Source organism: Telluribacter sp., from assembly GCF_035998675.1.
GTDB lineage: Bacteria > Bacteroidota > Bacteroidia > Cytophagales > Spirosomataceae > Telluribacter.
Genome location: NZ_DASYHI010000010.1, coordinates 59,083 through 75,035 on the forward strand (window position 1 = coordinate 59,083; position 15,953 = coordinate 75,035).

Below are 15,953 nucleotides of genomic sequence, written 5' to 3' on the forward strand. Positions count from 1 at the left end.
AGAATACAAAAGAGCGGGATTCCTGAAAAAAGGGTCCCGCTCTTTTTATACTATAAAACAGGTACGTTGGCCTCTTTACAGACTGGCTTTTACCAGGTACTTTGACATGACCTGGTACAGTTGCTTAATAGCGTACGGCTTGGCCAGGTAGTCATTCATGCCTGCTTCCTGGGTCAACCGGATGGTTTCCTGACTGTAATCGGCCGATAAGGCGATTATAGGTACCTCTTTTTCAAATTTTCGAATTTCGCTACTCAGCGTAAAACCGCTCATGCCGGGCATTTGCAGATCCATCAGTATTAAATCATAAGTACTGGTTCTGGTTGCTTCCAGGGCTTTTAGCGGAGTAGAATATGTTTCAAGCTCCACGCCCATTTTATCCAGTGAATGTCTTATGAGTTTTAAATTAAGGTCACTATCATCAACAACCATAACCCGGAAGCCTTTAAAGTCCCAATCCTGATTATCCTGATTGAGGGGTAGTGCAACTTTGGCTTTTTTAAATTTAATCGAAAAGGTGAAGGTAGTTCCCTTACCCAACTCACTCTCTACCTGGATAGTACTTCCAAATAAATCAAGTAACTTTTTGGTGATAGACAATCCCAGGCCGGTCCCCCCGTACAGGCGGGCAATGTCAGTCGAGGCCTGCGTATATTCATTAAAGATAACCGACACCGCTTCCGGCGACATACCAATGCCGGTATCCTGCACCTTAAAATGGATTCTAACCAATTCACCATCCAGGTTCTCGGCGATTAGTCGGATCTTAATCAATCCTTTTTCGGTAAATTTGATACTATTGGATACCAGGTTATTAATAATCTGCAGCAACCGTACCGGATCCCCCAGCAAGTGTGGAGGCAGGTTCGGGTCGGCGTGTATTTCAATATGATTGCCTTTTTTACTGGCCCGATTCAGATTAAGCTGAACGGCATTGTTGATTAACTCCGCCAGGTTAAATGGTATGGTTTCCAATTCCATTTTTCCGGCCTCGAGCTTATTCAGGTCCAGAATATCATTGATCAGCGAGAGGAGCATTTCGCCCGAAAAGCGCAGCGCCTTGAGGGGTTGTTGCTGGTCCAGCCGGGGCGTTTCCTCGATCAGCAGGTTGGTATAGCCTACAATGGAGTGCAGGGGTGTCCGGATTTCATGACTCATCACCGACAAAAAATCAGTCTTTGCTTTATTGGCCCGCTCGGCTTTCAGTTTGGCTTCCAGTAGCTCCCGGTTTGCAGTTTCCAGTTCGGCCCTGGCCGATTCCAGTTCCATTGTTTTTCTGCGCAGTTCAAACTGACGTATAACCTGCCTGGCCAAAGCTGAAAGTGCCTGCTTCTGTTTCTCCGTTAGTTCCCTGGGCTTTTGGTCTATTACGCAAAGCGAACCCAAGGCAAAGCCATCGGAAGTAACCAGAGGAGCCCCCGCGTAAAAGCGGATGTGGGGGTCTGAAGTAGTTAGCGGATTATCCCAGAAGCGATTATCATCCTGGGTATCGGGCACTACTAATACTTCAGAAGGATTGAGGATGGCATGGGCGCAAAACGAGACTTCTCTCGACGTTTCAGTTGCCTCAATGCCTTGCTTTGACTTAAACCACTGCCGCTCCCGGTCAACCAGAGAAATTAATGAAATGGGCGTTTGACAAATTTCCGAGGCAATCAGGGTAATATTGTCATAGTCCTGCTCAGGAAGGGTATCCAGTATTTGATAGGCATCAAGAGCCTGTTGCCGGTCGTGCTCATTAAGTGGTAATAAAGCTGATTCCATGTAAGCAGTTAGTTACGAAATTGTCGATCACCTGGTAAGATACTGTCACTCTTTTTTAATAAATCTGCTTATCGGCATTCCCGATAGCATAACCCTTTTGTAAAGGGCCGTTGCAGCAATCAGCAGAATTAAATACGTGTGTGATGACAAAAAGTCCCGCTTAAAAACCCACGTAATAATACGTAATAAAAATGAGGCATTCCTAACTGTACAATAATATTTATACAAGTTTAAGCGGCTTATCTTCAATCATCTGCCCCTGCCCCAAACAGAGCGTCCGTTCCGCCGACACATGTGAATTCTACCTCCTCAATAAAGTACAAATACCTATATGGTACTTCGCTCCTCTCGAAAATCCCCTTTTACCGTTCACTCAATAGCTGTACCAATAAAAAATATTCACTATCCCGGCTCGTTTCTTTTTCGATTGTACTCATTCACTCTGAATATTCATAAAATAATCCTATCTGCTACCGCATGAAAATACCTATACCCATGATGTACCCCACTTCATGATTTATGTTTAACTCAAAATCACTCACTCATGATTACCAAGAAAATTAAATGGACGGCCTTAGGTTTGGCAGCAGTATTGGCGTTTAGTAGCTGCAGTTTACAGGACGACGAGGATATAGACCCCTCCGGTACCGGTGGCAAGCTGCGGGTCGAGCTGACCGATGCACCAATTGACGAAGCATCGGTTCAGGGCGTATTTATTACAGTTACCGAAGTCCGGATTGACGGCAAAAAATGGGAGGCTTTTCAAACGCCCAAAACTGTAAATCTGCTGGAATTACAGGGCGGCAAAACCTTTACCCTGACCGAAGGCGACATATCGGTGGGCTCTTTTGACAAACTTACCCTGGTACTTGACTACGAGCGTGACGCCAGCGGCAACGCCCCCGGCTGCTATATACTTCGCCAGGATGGTACCCGCAATAAACTGGTGGTATCGGGTAACGCCCGCTCCGACATTGAAACAAAAGGTCCCAAAGTAGATATAGCCGAAGGACAAACCCAGACCGTGGTTATGGATTTTGACCTGAGAAAAGCCATAAAGGAGCAGGGCAGTGGCAATAAGGACTATGCCTTCGTTACCTATGGTGAGCTGCAGTCGTCGGTCCGGTTTGTAAAAAAAGAGAATACCGGTACCATCAAGGGCAAGCTAACCAACTACAACCCTAACACCAATGGCAAAGCCGTAGCGTACGTTTATACCAAAGGTACCTATAACCAAAATGCCGAAGTAAGCGGACAGGGAGAAAGTAAAGTTAGATTCAAAAACGCCCTGACCAGTACCAAAGTAAACAACGACGGGAGCTTTACGGCGGCTTTTGTACCGGAGGGCGAATACGAACTGCACGTAGTAACCTACAAGCCCGAAAGCTCAGGACAGTTGAGCCTGAATGCTTTTCTGGATATGAGTGGAAACACCAGCCTGAACACTATTTCGGTCAAGGCTAATACAGAAACCAGCCTGTCCATATCCATCAAAGGGATTCTGGGCGGTTTATTATAAAATTTTTCAGGTAAGGCTATATTCTCAACGGGGCAACCAGTATGGTTTGCTCCGTTGTTGTTTTTCCGGCCGGAAGTACCGATGGGAAGAGAAATGAACCGGACCCATAATTAACTTACTTTTGCCTGAACTACATACATGATTCCAGGTACCTCAGGAAGGTTCTGTCCGGCTGGTTTGCGATAGTTCAGAAAGGAGCAGCGCCATCTGATAAAATTTCTCTGATAGGCCCGCGTAAGCCGCGTGGTTGCGCGCATCCGGCTCCACCACCTGCTCAACGGGTGTAAAGAGAGGTACTTCCGAGTAATCCTTAATAATACCCACCGCTTTCAGCCCCATCATGGCCGCCCCTACCGACCCGGTTTCCACGGTATCATTCAGGCGGACGGGCGTTCCGAACACATCAGCCAGCATTTGAACCCATACCGGACTTCGCGCAAAACCGCCGTTGGCGTAGAGGGAGGTAATGGTACGGCCTTCTTTAAGTACCTTGCCAATGCTATACAGATTCAGCAGGATGCCTTCCATGACGGCCCGGGCAAAGTGCGCCTTGGTATGTTTAATATCCAGACCCAGAAATCCGCCCCTTACCGCCGAGTTCCAGAGCGGAGCCCGCTCGCCCAGCAGATAAGGCATAAACAGGAGTCCGTCGGCTCCAGGGGCAATCTGGGCGGCAGCCTCAAAGAGCGTATCATAGTCCCATTCGGCAAACAGAGCATCTTTCAGCCATTGAAATATTACGCCCCCGTTGTTGGTAGCACCTCCGATTATATAGGTCTTTTCGTCGAGCAGGTAGCAAAAGGTACGCATTTGCTCATCGGTGTAGGCTTTATCCGCGCTGATGCGGGCTGCCCCGCTGGTACCTATGGTGACAGCCATTGAATCCGGGGCCATGGCACCACTACCCAGGTTAGCCAGGCAACCATCACTGGCACCCATAATCAAGGGAGTACCTACGGGTAAGTCCAAAAGATTTCGGGCCGGTAACTCTTCTATATGAAAAGGAGATACGGCTTCGGGTAGTTGGGCTTCATCCAAACCAATCAGGTCCAGGGTCCAGCGGTCCCAGCTGCGCTTACGAATGTTGAACAGGCCCGTAGCCGAAGCCAGTGAGTAGTCCATCAGGTACTTGCCGGTCAGTTTATTAATGATATACTCTTTAATGCCAACGTACCTGCCGGCCCGGGCAAAGGTATCGGGCTGGTGTTGCCTTAGCCACAACAGCTTACAGGCAGGGGTCATGGCGTGGACGGGCGTACCGTTGCGGTGGTACAGCAGCCGGCCGTCGGCCGAGTGGCGCAGGGCATCGGCGATGTCGGCACTGCGGTTGTCCGCCCAGATAATAGAATTAGTAAGGGGTTTGCCGTTTTCATCCAGCGCAATGAGGCTGTGCATGGCCGCACTAAACGCTATACCTTTCAGTTCACCGTGTTTTTTGCACATTTTATATACCGTCCGGATGCTTTCCAGGGTAGCCCGCAGAATTTCTTCCGGGTCCTGCTCGCTCCAGTCAGCATGGGGGTAGTAGATGGGGTACCCCACACTGTGTGAAGCCAATATAGTACCATACAAGTCAAAAGCGACAGATTTTACGTTTGTAGTCCCGATATCGGCTCCAATAATAAACGGCATTGTATTTTTTTATTAATAAGTTAGCAAGTATAGGCGGATTTGGGCTTTTGAAGAAATAAAAGGCCCTAAAACAGTCAAAGTTTGCTTGCTCTATTTAATTCTTATAGTGTATAATTGAAAGGCGGAAGGTACTTATATTACGCTACTGTGCTATTATTAATGCCGCGTTACTGTTGCCGGAGAGTACTTTACTTAGAAAGCCAAAGAAGGGATAGCGCCTCGAAATAAAATTGGAAACAGGCCGTAAAAAAATATAAAGTCTATTATTATTTTTCGCGGCGCGCTACCATAAGCCGAGGTAATTTAAAGACCGGGGATGGATTATGTAGGGTTATTTATTATTTTCGCCCCGTATTTATACAATTCAAACTATTACAGAATCATGACTACTCATCATACCGAATCCACCGAACTACCCGTTTGGGCAAACATCAGTATCTACCTCCTGCTCCTGCTGATTTTGGGCATATTTGGGGATCTCCTTGTCTTTATCGTCGGGTTCCTGGGAGTAACCATCGCGTTTGCCTCCTACTTCAGCGGCAAAGATTCGCACGACGAGCATCATTAATAAAAGAACTTCAATCAGATTTCCTGGAATCTGATTTCTATACGGCCAGTTCGGGCAGGACGTAGGTAACGTTCCATCTGAGCTGGCCGTTTTGAATATCAACGCTCCATTCCTCTTCCAGTACTCTGGTATCTTCTATGTCACGGTACTCGGCTACCAGCTTATTATCCCTGAGGTTTAGCATCACAAAACCATTGTACCCCACCGGGTGCCGGCCAATCTGTTTACGTACCCGGCGGTCGTAGTAAAGCAACCGATCCTGCTCTACTTGGGTACGCGGCATCTTGATTTCGACGGGCATACCACTGTGGCCTACGCAACGGCCGAAGGTCCGGGGACCATTCCGGTTTTGTTCCAGATGGTACACGACCAGCCGGTGGTCATGCCCCCAGAACCAAATCAGGGGCCGGTCGGCTTCACCCAGCAACTCGCAGATCTGTTCGCCCGGCTTAAAGTAATCGTCCCGAAACGATGACACATTGGGATGATGGCTCAGCAGTACCAGGCCCCGCTTGTCGGCCGGGTCGCCGATACGTACCACATCGCGCAGCCAGTCGAGTTGTTCTTTACGCAGGTGGCAGTCGGGGGGAGAAATCACCTCCATCAATGGACGCCCCACCGAGGTATAGCCGGTATCAAGCCCGATAATGCGCCAGTGGTCATTTTCGAGACAGAAAAAACCCGCCTGCTGCGTTTTCCGCTCCTCACCCTCGTAGGCATACATGGCGGGCAGCAGGTTTTGAAAGTAGGCATCACCGTTGGAATACATTTCGTGGTTCCCGGACAAAGCCAGACTACCCGAAGCCCCGTAGTACCACGAGGCATGGGGGGCAGTAAAATTTTCTTCTACTTCCTGGGGGGTACCTACAAAGTACACGTCGCCCAGGTGAATGGAGTAATCGGGAGCATAGCGGGCTACCAGGTGCGCCACCGCGTCAGACTCGTCGGTATCGCTACCCCAGTCGCCCAGCAACGCCAGGCTGATGGCTTTGCGGGAAGGCAGGGAAGACTGCAGCCTATATACCCCGGAGTCACCAAAACGCGGGTACGCCTGGTAGGGGTGCCGGGGGCCAAAGCGGCTCCGGAAGTAGTGGTAGGTAAATCCAAAGATATTCGTCTTGAAAAATTCAGAGATGACCCGGCTGACGGCGGTGGTGCGCTTTACGTGTTCATCGTATTGTTTTTGCTGGGACCGGGCGTGGTTTTCGGCCTCCGAATGGCCCACATCAAGGTACTTCTCCGCTTTTTCTTCGGAAGTTTCTGGCATAGCTAAGGGTTTTGAATCTGTGCTGCATTAGTAAAGAACCTAAGGTAGGATTTTGTTTGCTGGCTGGGTTTGCTGCCTTACTCTTTTCTGAAATTTTTTTTACCTCGCCGCTGCGGCTGTGGCATGATACTTTAGAGCAAGTAATAAACTCATCATTCACTCTGAAAAAGCTTGCAGCCTTATGTTAGGTTTAGGTATTCTCTATGCAGTTGGCGTTTTTTTACTGGTAGCCTCTACACTTTCCCTTATTCGGGCCGACTACTGGATCTTCCGAGTCTTTGATTATCCCCGGCTGCAGAAATGGATTCTTACTGCTATAATATTATTCATCTATCCTTTCATTGTTGATTTTAACGTTTGGTACCAATGGGCATTCGCCGGAGCGCTTCTGCTCAACCTGGCCTACCTGAGTTACCAGATGCTTCCGTTTCTGCCCTTTTCCCGCATTCAGCTGCTCAACGCCAGCCGGTTTGAAAAAGACCAGACCATCGGCATTATGATTGCTAATGTCTATCAGTACAATACTTTATTTGACAATCTACTTAAACAGATAAAAGCCTGCGACCCGGATATATTTATACTTTCAGAAACAGATCAGGCCTGGTCGGACTCCATGGCCAGCCTGCACGAAAAGTACCCCTATCGGATAGAAGAACCCCTCGACAACACCTATGGACTGATGGTATTTTCGCGCTTTGAACTCCTGGACCAGCAAATAAACTACCTGGTAGAGGACGATGTCCCTTCCATATTCACCAAGGTAAAACTTCCTTCGGGAGAAATGATCCAGTTTTATTGTGTACATCCTACCCCTCCGGTACCACAGGAAAATCCCCGGTCAACCGAACGCGACAAGGAAATCCTGATTGTGGGCAAACTGGCCAAAAGTTCACCGCTCCCGGTAGTAGTAGCCGGCGACCTGAACGATGTGGCCTGGAGCTATACCACCGGACTTTTCCAACGAATCAGTGGCTTGCTTGATCCCCGGCGCGGACGGGGCTTTTTCAATACCTTTCACGCCAAATACCCCTTAATCCGTTTCCCCCTTGACCATATATTTTGCTCGCCTGAGTTCCGGCTGCTCGAAATAAAGCGACTCCCCTACTTTGGCTCCGACCACTTCCCCATGTGGGTAAGGCTGGAGTACGAACCCCAGGGTGCCACCCAGCAGGAAAAACCAATGCCGGAGGAAGAAGACCTAGAAGTGGCCAACGAAAAAATTCACGAAGAAACCCGCGACGAGAAGCAGAAAAAAAGTACATAGGGATTACAAGGCTATTTGACAAGCCATACTACCCCCCGTTTTATAAAATAAGGAGCATCCGGGGTGCTTTTGGGGCGGTACTGGGCTTTCCAGGCGTAGGGGCCGGGCTGGCACAGGACATTGTGGAAGTAGCCGTCCCAGGGCTCGTCTATATTCTGGCTGTGGAAGATAGCATTCCCCCAGCGGTCATAGATTGTCCAGTGCAAATCCACGGCACCCGAAGCACGAACCGACAGATTATCGTTATGCCCGTCGGCATTGGGCGAAAATGCATCCGGTATCCATACCATCAGATCACACCATTTATTTACTTCAAATCTTTCCCGGAACTGACATCCCGAAGTAGTGGTAGTAATGAGCTCGTAGGTACCCGGTTCACTAACCAAAGTACTGAATGCGGTTGTTCGTGAATGGGTCCAGAAGTAGGAGTTGGTAGTTTCAGAGAGTGAGGTAGTCAGACGGAGGGGGCCGTTGGCTATACATACATCCGACACTACGGGCAAGTCAGTCATCACCGACAGAAACTCAACCTGTACCGTATCCTTAACCTGGCAGTCCCCCGAGCTTACTGTCAGTATATAAGTACCAGTGGTACCCACGGTAATTATGGGGGTGGTTTCGCCCGTTGACCACTGGTACTGCAATGCGGCCGTAGTACCTGCTACCTGCGGGCTCAGCGTTACGGCCTTCTCCTGGCAGGTGGAGCGGTCTTCCCCCAGGTCCACATTAAAAGCGGAGCCTACCTTTACGAATATGCTGTCCCGAACCGGCCGGTCGCATTTGTCGAGGTACGAAACCACAAATAGCTGATCCTGCTCCGGACGGGCCATGGGGCTTTTGGAGGTTGGATTATCCAGCAATTGCGCGGGGCTCCAGCTGTACTGCCCGTTCGAAGAATTGCGCGCTACCAGTTGAATGGCCTCTCCCTGACAGATCTGAAAAGTATCCTTCACTACAATGTCCTTCCGCAGACATACCACCTGCTGATTGCTGAGCTGCCCCGTACCACCCGTAAAACCCCACCATACCAGCTTTTCGTTCCCAAATATACTGGCCATATCTACAGATGAACTTAGTCTTTTCTCGCAGTCGAAGTATACCTCCAGGGTTTGCCCGGCGGCATTCCAGACTATGCGCACCAGATGATCTTTCCCGTCTTCTATGTTCGCACTTCCCGACAAAGCCTGTACCGGCCCCGCCAGGTTATCAGGATTGGTAGCCGAATGGTTAACATTTCCGTTCCGGAGTATAGCAATATGGTCAAAGCGGGGGTCTTCACTTTCGGAGGCACTGGTGTTGGAGTGGGTGTCAAACTCAATACCTAAGGAGGGCAGGAAGTCGGCAAAGCCCAGTCCGCGCCCATTAGGACCTAAGGCATTGTTACCCCGGGTTTGCAGCACAAAAACCATCCCATCGGCTCCTCCCGCGTCCTTATTGCCAAAATTCATGGTAAATTCAATATCAAATGAAGACGCCAGGTTGAGCTTTTGGGTATACCATACGGCTCCATTTTGCCAGGGTATATCTTCGGTAATCCTGTAACAGTCCCCTCCAATAGCGGTTGTACTTCCAAGAAGATTATAGGACTGGCCGAAAAGGTCACTGCCCGCACAGCAGACCGAAACCCAAACCACCAGGAGTACCCGAAGAAGCATACAATCTTTTTAGCTTTAGATTGTGAATATAAGCTAACTTAAAAAAATCATTGTACGAGCATTAGTACCATCATGACTCAATTTCCTGCTACTTTAAAACCATTGTTTCGAAGCCCGGCCCTGTTTAGCCGCTTTCCTGATCTGATAGCCGCCGAAAGTACCCGGCATGGCGGCGTAAGCCCGGCTCCCTATTCCTCACTCAACCTGGGGCTTTCCACTAAGGACGACCCCGGTCATGTACAGGAAAACTGTAACCGGTTCTGGCAGGCGCTGGGTGTATTGCCCACGCAGGTAGCCTCCTCCCACCAGATTCACGGAGCCGAAATTCTCACAGTTACCCAACCCGGGCAGTACCAGGGGTACGATGCGCTCGTTACCAACCAAGCAAATACCGTGCTAACTGTGACCGTTGCGGACTGTACTCCAATTTTAATTTACGATCCGGTTCAGGGGGTGGTGGCGGCCGTTCATGCCGGGTGGCGGGGCACGGTTCAGCACATTGCCAGCCAGGCGGTGGAGCGGATGCGGGACGAATTTGGCACCAACCCGGCCGACTGTTTTGCGTATATAGGTACCTGCATTGATGAATGCTCTTTTGAGGTGGGCGAAGAAGTAGCAGAGCAATTTTTGGAAACACATAAACGTTTTGACCCTACAGTCGGGAAGTACTTCGTGGACCTGAAGGCCGCTAATCAGGAGCAGCTTGTGCAGGCCGGAGTCCGGAAAAATCACATTGAAGTATCGGGCTACTCCACGGTTCTGCATAATTGCGATTACTTCTCTTATCGGCTGGAAAATGGCCAAACGGGCCGAATGCTGGCTGCAATCGGCATTATAACCAGTAAGCACTTATTAACCAACTAGTTCATTTTCTTATATTTATTTGCTTTTGGATTATACATTCTAAAAATTTCACTATTCTTGTACCGCGATTTGCGTTTTATTAGCTAAAAATTTAATTAACTTTGTTCAGTAGAATGCTTTTTACAATTGCTTATTACCATAATTCGAAAAACTGTCCTGTTCTATCCTGAACATTTCTTTCCTTGTTTTGGATACTTTAGGAGCAGCCCTTCGGATTACGATTTAATTCACTTAACCAATCAATCTTTTTATGAAAACAAAAATCTACTGGTTGTTACGTAGTACCCTTTTGGTACTACTCATTACAGTAGCTTTTCAGGACGTGGCCTCGGCCCAGTCCCGTCAAGTTACAGGTAAGGTAGTGGGGACGAGTGACGGACAAGGCGTACCAGGCGCCACGATTGTTGTAAGAGGTACCCAAACGGGTACAACGACGGATGGTGAAGGAAACTTCGCCATTAATGTAAATTCTGCGAATGCGGTATTGGTAATTAGCTTCGTGGGGTATCGTACCCAGGAGGTAACGGTTGGAAACCAGAGTAATATTACCGTCAGCCTGGCTGATGATGTTTCCAACCTGGAAGAAGTAATCGTAACGGGTTACTCCGTTGATAGCCGCCGCGAAACTTCCGGTGCGGTGTCTACCGTTAAGCCCAAAGACCTGACCGTAGTACCTTCCGGAAACGTGGAGCAGCAGCTACAGGGACGCGTAGCGGGTGTTACCGTTATTTCTAACGGACAACCCGGTACTCAAAGTCAGGTTCGGGTACGTGGTTTTGGTGCCTTCGGTGGTAACTCTCCTCTGATTGTTGTGGATGGTATCCCCGTAGGTTCTTCAGACTTCCTGAACCCCGATGACATCGAGTCTACTACCGTACTGAAAGATGCCGCTGCGGCTTCTATCTACGGTGCTCGTGCTGCTAACGGTGTAATTGTATATACGACTAAAAAAGGTACTAAGAGCGCTAAGAAACTGACCGTATCCTATGACGGTTTGTATGGTGTAACCGATCCGGGCCGTGGCCAGGAAATGTTAAACCCAACCGAATTTGCGGAGTGGACCTGGCAGGCCGAGCGCAACCAGGCTTTCCAGGAAGGTCGCGCCCCTAACTTTAACCACCCTCAGTTTGGTACCGGTCAAACTCCGGTTCTTCCTGATTATATCCGGGTGGGTAACCGTTCCGGTGTAGTTGGAAGCGTAGACCTGGAAGCCGAAAGAGCTAAATACAACATTAACCCAAAAGCGGGTGCGGTGTATCAGGTAGTTCGTGCTAACAAGGAAGGAACCGATTGGTACGATGCCATTACTCGTGTTGCTCCCTTGCAGCGTCACTCACTGGGTTTCTCCGGTGGTACTGACAACAGCCGTTTCTACATTGGCTTTGGTGCCCAGGATCAGCAGGGTATCCTACTCAATAACAGCTTTAAGCGCTACACCTTCCGCGCTAACTCTGAATTCAACATTCTAAAGAACTTACGCTTTGGTGAGAATATCCAGCTAACTTACCGCTCAGTATTAGGACAAGGTGGTGGAGCTGGTGGACAAGGTGTGGCGGCAGATGAGAACGATATTCTGCAGGCCTTCCGTATGCCTTCCATCATTCCGGTATACGATGAGTTTGGTGGTTACGCCGGTACAGCTGCTTCTGGTTTTAACAACCCGCGCAACCCGGTAGCTAACCGTGAAGGTCAAAGCAATAACCGTGGCTTCGGAACCGGTGCTCTTGGTAATATTTACCTTGAATTCGATCCTATTCCCGGTCTGACCCTGCGTTCCAGCCTGGGTGGTAACTACGGTAGCAACTACTTCTGGAACTATAGCCGTCTGCAGTACGAAAACTCGGAGAACAACTCGGCATTTGGATTCGGTGAAGGCGCAGGGCACTTTTTTGCCTGGACGCTGACTAACACCGCTACCTACAAGAAGCGCTTTGGTATGCACAACGTGGAAGTACTGGTAGGTCAGGAAGCCCTGAATGACGGCCGTGGTCGTAACTTAAACGGTAACGGTTTGAATCCGTTCTCAATTGATCCTGACTACGTAACCCTTAACACGGTAGCTGGTAGCGGCAAAACGGTTGGTAGTAACCTTTTCAAAGGAGTTAATTTCTACTCACTTTTTAGTCGTGTGAACTATATCTTCAACGACAAGTACATACTGACCGGGGTAATTCGTCGGGACGGTTCTTCCCGCTTTGGTATCAACAATCGCTATGGGGTATTCCCGGCCTTCTCGGCTGCCTGGCGCCTGTCGTCAGAGGAGTTCATGAAGCCGCTGACCTGGATTACCGACCTGAAGATTCGGGGTGGCTACGGTGCCATGGGTAACTCAAATAACGTGGACCCCAACAACCAGTATAGCTTGTATACTACTAACCTGGGTGAAGCTGTATACGATATTAGCGGAACCAATAGCAACGTAGCTGAAGGATTTTACCGGAATCGTATTGGTAACCCCAACGCGAAATGGGAAACTTCAATTACCCAGAACATTGGTATAGATGGAACTTTCTTTAACGGCAAACTGGACGTAATTGTTGACTTCTGGAGGAAAGATACCCGCGACCTGTTGTTCCAGGTACCTATCTCCCAGACTGCCGGTTACCGCGCTTCTGCTCCTTCGGTAAACGTAGGAGAAATGTTGAACAGAGGTATTGACCTACAGATTGTATCCCGTGGCAAGTTCAGCACCGACCTGGGCTACGAACTAAACGCTACGGCTACGGTACTGGAAAACAAGATTGTTTCGCTAGCACCAGGTCTTACGTACCTGACTACGGTAAACCCCGGTTTCCGTGGTATTCAGCCTATCCGTAACCAGATTGGCTACTCGCTGTCGTCTTTCTACGGCTACCAGGTACTGGGTCTGTTCCAGAATGCCGAAGAAGTTCGTAACGCACCAACACAAGCAGGTGCCGCTCCTGGTCGTTTCCGCTACGCGGATATCAACGGTGATGGTAAAATTGACCCCACTGACCGTACCTACCTGGGTAGCCCGGTTCCAAAGTTCACTACGGGTCTTACATTTACCCTGAGATATAAGAATTTTGACCTGGAGACCTACGCCTATGCTTCAATTGGTAACAAGATCTTCAACGTGTCGAAGTGGTTTACTGACTTCTATCCATCGTTTGCCGGTGCTGCTATCAGTGAGCGCGTGAAAGATTCATGGACTCCTCAGAATACCGATACCGATCAGCCTATATTTGACAAAGCTTCTAACTTCAGTACCAACACGCAGGCTAACTCGTGGTACGTTGAAGATGGCTCGTACCTGCGTCTGCAGAACATCTCCCTGGGTTATACCCTGCCTGGTGACCTGCTGAACCGTGCCGGTTTGTCGAGACTCCGTTTGTTTGTATCTACCAATAACGTTTTCACCATCACCAAGTACAAAGGCCTCGACCCATCGGTGGGTGGTAATGCCGATACCAACTTTGGTATTGACGTTGGAAACTATCCTATCACCAGAAGCGTAACGGGTGGTATCAATCTGACCTTCTAATAAAAACAATGTCAGGAGCGCCGGTAAAATTACTGGCTGCTCCTGATAAAATAAAACAACTTTACTAGTCGTTTTAGAACATAATTTCTTAAAAACTTACTATGAAAAAACTAATTACAAAAGGAGCCGTAGCGACAACCTTATCGCTTATGCTTCTTGCAGTATCGTGTAACGACGACTTTCTTGTCATCACGCCTACCGGCCAGTTAGGGCAAGCCCAGCTAACCAGTAAGAATGGTCTGGAAGGCGCACTGATTGCTGCCTACGCACAGCTCAATGGTCGTTCTAACCGGATGGCCAGTGCTAACAACTGGGTATTTGGTACGGTTCGCGGAGGTGAAACCAATAAAGGTACTGATCCCGGAGATTTCTCGGACATCAACCCGATCCAGCGCTATGAGTACCAGACTACTCAGGGTGTAATTGCCGATTCATGGGGTGGTTTGTACGAAGGGGTTGCCCGTGCTAACAACGTGTTAAGTCTTTTGGCAATAGCACAGCCCGAAGTGACCGAAGTTGATAAGAAGCGCATTGGTGCGGAGGCGCGTTTTCTGCGGGCGCACTACTACTTTGAGCTGCGTCGTAATTTCAAAAACGTACCTTATGTGGATGAAACCGTCGACGTAGGAACCGGAATTGAGGCAATTAAGAATGACAAGGATGTATGGCCGATGATTGAGGCTGATGTAAAGCATGCATTCGATAACCTGCCTGCTACTCAAGGTGCCGTAGGTCGTGTTAACAAATGGGCTGCTGCCGCTTTCCTTGGTAAAATTTATCTGTACCAGAACAAGTTCGCCGAAGCCAAAGCGATGTTTGACCAGGTAATTGCCAGCGGTGTTACTTCCGATGGCAAGAAGTATGCTTTGGTACCTCGTTATGCAGATATATTCAAAGCGTCTAACGACAACAATGCTGAGTCTATTTTTGCGATTCAGGCGGCCGCCAACACCGGTAGTGTGAACAACGCTAACCCACAGTTTGACCTGAACTATCCGTACAACACCGGCCCTAATGGCCCGGGTAACTGCTGCGGATTTAATCAGCCAAGCTTTGACCTTGCTAACTCGTTCCGTACTGAAAATGGTTTACCTCTGTTGGATAACTCCTACCGCCAGCCTGCCAATGAGCTGAAAACGGATCAGGGCGTAACATCGACGGCAACCTTTACGCCTGACACCAAGCCAGTTGATCCCCGTCTTGATCACACAGTTGGTCGTCGTGGTGTTCAATACCTGGACTGGGGTCTGCATCCAGGTGTTGCCTGGATTCGTAACCAGGTTAACGGTGGTCCTTACTCGCCCAAGAAGTTTACCTACTACAAGTCTGACGTAGGTTCATTACAGGATAACAGTTCATGGACCCCCGGTTATACCGCGCTTAACGTTACTATCATTCGTTTCGCTGATGTTCTGTTAATGGCTGCTGAGGCCGAAGCTGAACTTGGCAACCTGGAAAAAGCGCGTGAGTATGTAAACCGGGTTCGTGCCCGTGCCGCTAACCCTGCCGGCTTTGTAACCGTAGGCGGCACACCCGCTGCCAACTACATGATCAGCGAGTATCCCGCTACCAGCTTTAATACCAAAGAAATGGCACGTAATGCCATCCGCTTTGAACGTAAACTGGAGCTTGCCGATGAAGGACACCGCTTCTATGACCTGGTTCGCTGGGGTATTGCTGAGCCTTACCTGAACAGCTATCTGGCCTACGAAAGCAAGTACCTGCCAAACGCGTTGGGTGGTGCTAAATTTGATGCCAACAAAGATGAGTACCTGCCAATACCTCAGGCTCAGATTGACCTTTTAGGCTCAGATGTTCTGAAGCAGAACCCTGGTTTTTAATCTATAATTTTCAGTTATACTGAACGTTTTAAGGAGAGATGGTATTAATTTACCATCTCTCCTTTATTTATATC

The 15,953-nt window shown here is 49.0% G+C and carries 10 protein-coding genes; 6 read left to right on the forward strand and 4 right to left on the reverse strand.

The annotated features are described in order from the left end of the window. Positions 1 to 75 precede the first annotated feature (75 nt). Positions 76 to 1,764 carry a GAF domain-containing hybrid sensor histidine kinase/response regulator gene (locus VGN67_RS04475; RefSeq protein WP_327485574.1) on the reverse strand — a complete coding sequence of 563 codons (1,689 nt, stop codon included), beginning with the start codon at positions 1,762 to 1,764 and terminating at the stop codon, positions 76 to 78. Between the two features lie 544 nt (positions 1,765 to 2,308). On the opposite strand from VGN67_RS04475, the gene VGN67_RS04480 reads away from it, so the two are divergent. Next, on the forward strand, positions 2,309 to 3,283 hold the full coding sequence (locus tag VGN67_RS04480; RefSeq protein ID WP_327485575.1) for a DUF4382 domain-containing protein: 975 nt from the start codon (positions 2,309 to 2,311) through the stop codon (positions 3,281 to 3,283). Between the two features lie 153 nt (positions 3,284 to 3,436). Here the strand turns inward: VGN67_RS04480 and VGN67_RS04485 are convergent, their stop codons facing one another. After that, positions 3,437 to 4,915: a gluconokinase gene (locus tag VGN67_RS04485; RefSeq protein ID WP_327485576.1), complete on the reverse strand. Its 1,479-nt coding sequence runs from the start codon at positions 4,913 to 4,915 to the stop codon at positions 3,437 to 3,439. A 382-nt stretch (positions 4,916 to 5,297) separates the two neighbouring features. On the opposite strand from VGN67_RS04485, the gene VGN67_RS04490 reads away from it, so the two are divergent. Then, a complete protein-coding gene (locus tag VGN67_RS04490) occupies positions 5,298 to 5,483 on the forward strand; it encodes a hypothetical protein (RefSeq protein WP_327485577.1) in 186 nt (61 codons plus the stop codon). A 37-nt stretch (positions 5,484 to 5,520) separates the two neighbouring features. On the opposite strand, the gene VGN67_RS04495 is transcribed toward VGN67_RS04490, so the two are convergent. Then, a complete protein-coding gene (locus VGN67_RS04495; protein WP_327485578.1) occupies positions 5,521 to 6,750 on the reverse strand; it encodes a metallophosphoesterase family protein in 1,230 nt (409 codons plus the stop codon). Between the two features lie 181 nt (positions 6,751 to 6,931). On the opposite strand from VGN67_RS04495, the gene VGN67_RS04500 reads away from it, so the two are divergent. Next, positions 6,932 to 8,014, forward strand: a complete 1,083-nt coding sequence (locus VGN67_RS04500; protein WP_327485579.1) for an endonuclease/exonuclease/phosphatase family protein — start codon at positions 6,932 to 6,934, stop codon at positions 8,012 to 8,014. Positions 8,015 to 8,025: 11 nt separating this feature from the next. Here the strand turns inward: VGN67_RS04500 and VGN67_RS04505 are convergent, their stop codons facing one another. Then, positions 8,026 to 9,669, reverse strand: a complete 1,644-nt coding sequence (locus VGN67_RS04505; RefSeq protein WP_327485580.1) for a lectin-like domain-containing protein — start codon at positions 9,667 to 9,669, stop codon at positions 8,026 to 8,028. Positions 9,670 to 9,741: 72 nt separating this feature from the next. On the opposite strand from VGN67_RS04505, the gene pgeF reads away from it, so the two are divergent. The 3 genes from pgeF to VGN67_RS04520 all read left to right on the forward strand — a co-directional run bounded on the left by pgeF (position 9,742) and on the right by VGN67_RS04520 (position 15,879). Next, positions 9,742 to 10,533, forward strand: a complete 792-nt coding sequence (gene pgeF / locus VGN67_RS04510) for a peptidoglycan editing factor PgeF (protein ID WP_327485581.1) — start codon at positions 9,742 to 9,744, stop codon at positions 10,531 to 10,533. A gap of 250 nt (positions 10,534 to 10,783) precedes the next feature. Further along, positions 10,784 to 14,038 (forward strand): TonB-dependent receptor, encoded by a 3,255-nt coding sequence (locus VGN67_RS04515; RefSeq protein WP_327485582.1) that lies wholly within the window; start codon positions 10,784 to 10,786, stop codon positions 14,036 to 14,038. A 101-nt stretch (positions 14,039 to 14,139) separates the two neighbouring features. Further along, entirely contained in the window at positions 14,140 to 15,879 is a 1,740-nt protein-coding gene (locus tag VGN67_RS04520) for a RagB/SusD family nutrient uptake outer membrane protein (protein ID WP_327485583.1), read from the forward strand. Positions 15,880 to 15,953 lie beyond the last annotated feature (74 nt).